Origin of the sequence: Pseudoduganella sp. RAF53_2 (assembly GCF_052113985.1) — a bacterium.
In the GTDB taxonomy this organism is placed as follows: domain Bacteria; phylum Pseudomonadota; class Gammaproteobacteria; order Burkholderiales; family Burkholderiaceae_D; genus Rugamonas.
Genome location: NZ_JBFRDW010000812.1, coordinates 1 through 2294, shown reverse-complemented (window position 1 = coordinate 2294; position 2294 = coordinate 1). Strand labels below are relative to the sequence as shown.

Here is a 2294-nt window from a genome sequence, read left to right as displayed (position 1 = left end):
GCGTGCCATGCAGACCGTAGGTATAGGCGTTCTTTTCTTTCCAGTCGCCGGAGCGCATGGCCGCCACGTCCTTGAACAGGACTGTCGACGCATGATGGATCGCGCTCGGAAAGGCCGCGAAGCCTTCCGGAGCGGTGTAATCGGTGTGGATTAGCTGGGTTTGGAGGTGCTTGGAGGTCATTTGCACATTTTAAACCACAGGCGTGAAGCTGGTGGCTGCCACATCGTGGCAGCCACCTGGGTTACGCCCTTGGTTTCAGAGCGCCTCGCCCCACAGGTCATGCGCGTCTGCGCGGGTGATTTCGACGTCGAAGAACTGGCCGACTGCCAGCTTCTTGTGCGGTTCGTATGGACGCTTCACGTGCACCACGCCATCGATTTCCGGCGCATCGGCAGCGGAACGGCCAACTGCGCCGCTTGGGGTCAGTTCGTCGATCAGGACCTTGATGGTCTTGCCGACCTTGGCCTGCAGGCGCTTGCGGGAAATCTCTTCCTGCAGCAGCATGACGCGGCCGCGGCGCTCTTCGCGCACTTCTTCCGGCACTGGATTAGCGATGTCGTTCGCGGTCGCACCTTCCACCGGCGAGTAGGCGAAGCAGCCCAGGCGGTCGATCTGCGCTTCTTTCAGGAAGTCCAGCAGGTATTCAAATTCGGCTTCGGTTTCGCCAGGGAAGCCGGCGATGAAGGTCGAGCGGATCACCAGCTCAGGATTCATCTCGCGCCACTTCAGGATGCGCTCCAGGTTCTTCTCGCCGGAAGCCGGACGCTTCATGCGCTTCAGCACATCAGGATGCGCGTGCTGCATCGGCACGTCCAGGTAAGGCAGCACGTGGCCGCCGCTCATCATCGGGATGATTTCGTCCACATGCGGATACGGGTAGACGTAGTGCAGGCGCACCCACGCGCCGTACTGCTTGGCCAGCTCGCCCAGGGCCTGGGTCAGCTGGGTCATGTGGGTCTTCACCGGACGGCCGTTCCAGAAGCCGGAGCGGAATTTCACGTCCACGCCGTAAGCGGAAGTGTCCTGCGAAATCACCAGCAGTTCTTTCACGCCGGCCTTGAACAGGTTCTCTGCTTCCAGCATCAGTTCAGCGATCGGACGCGACACCAGATCGCCGCGCATCGACGGGATGATGCAGAAGGAGCAGCGGTGGTTGCAGCCTTCGGAAATCTTCAGGTAAGCGTAGTGCTTCGGCGTCAGCTTCACGCCCTGCGGTGGCAGCAGGTCGATGAAGGGCTCGTGCGGCTTCGGCAGGTGGGTGTGGACTTCGGCCATCACCTCGCCCACGGCGTGCGGACCGGTCACGGCCAGCACTTTCGGGTGGATTTTCTGGATCAGGTCCTGGCCATCCGTGTCCTTCTTCGCGCCCAGGCAGCCGGTCACAATGACCTTRCCGTTYTCRGCSAGCGCCTCGCCGATCGCRTCCAGCGATTCCTGCACGGCGGCGTCAATGAAGCCGCAGGTGTTGACGATCACCAGGTCGGCGCCATCATAGGATTTCGCGGTTTCGTAGCCTTCGGCACGCAGCTGGGTCAGGATCTGCTCGGAGTCGACCAGCGCTTTGGGGCAGCCGAGGGAAACGAAGCCTACCTTCGGGGCCGGAGCGCCTTCGGTGGGGGTGATGCGGGAGAGTGGCTTGGATTGCATGGGAGATAACTGAAAATCGGGCGCAATCGAGCATTATATCATTGCGCCGGCGGCGCATAATGAAACCTGCGGCCCCGAGCAGGTGGCTGACACTGGCTTTGTTGCACACGGGTCCGCCGAGGCCGACGATGGCGAGTGTCAGCCACCGGGTTTAAGCCTGCCAATAAAAAACCGGCCAGCGGCCGGTTTGCATTTATTTCTTGTCGTTCGACGGCGGGGGCGTCATGAACGGGAAGGCGCTGAACAGATTTTTGCTCTGGTTCTGCATCTGTTCCTGCATCTGCACGAACAGGCTCTTGCTCTGGTCGATGTAGTTGTTCATCATGCCCTGCATGATCGGGGCCTGGACGTTCATGAACTGGGTCCACATTTCCGGGCTGAAGGCCTTGCCATCCAGATTGGCCGCGCTGGCGGTGAATTTGCGCTGGATTTCGGTAAAGGCCTGGATATTCTTTTCGAGATAAGAACCCATCATGCCCTGCATGGCGTGGCCGTAGTAGCGGATGATCTGGGCCAGCATATCGGTCGAAAACATCGGCGCGCCGCTGGCCTCTTCTTCCAGAATAATCTGGAGCAGGATGCTGCGGGTCAGGTCTTCATTCGATTTGGCGTCGACGACCGTGAAGTCTTCCGCGTCGAGCACGAG

The 2294-nt window shown here is 60.4% G+C and carries 2 protein-coding genes and 1 pseudogene; all 3 read right to left on the bottom strand.

Annotated features, from left to right (window positions below):
* Nucleotides 1–181: pseudogene (locus tag AB4Z11_RS29810) on the bottom strand (cystathionine beta-lyase); the annotation flags it as partial.
* Between the two features lie 75 nt (nt 182–256).
* Nucleotides 257–1648, bottom strand: a complete 1392-nt coding sequence (gene rimO / locus AB4Z11_RS29805) for a 30S ribosomal protein S12 methylthiotransferase RimO (RefSeq protein ID WP_442029514.1) — start codon at nt 1646–1648, stop codon at nt 257–259.
* Nucleotides 1649–1841: 193 nt separating this feature from the next.
* The coding region (locus AB4Z11_RS29800; protein WP_442029512.1) for a polyhydroxyalkanoate synthesis repressor PhaR at nt 1842–2294 on the bottom strand (453 nt) is incomplete at its 5' end.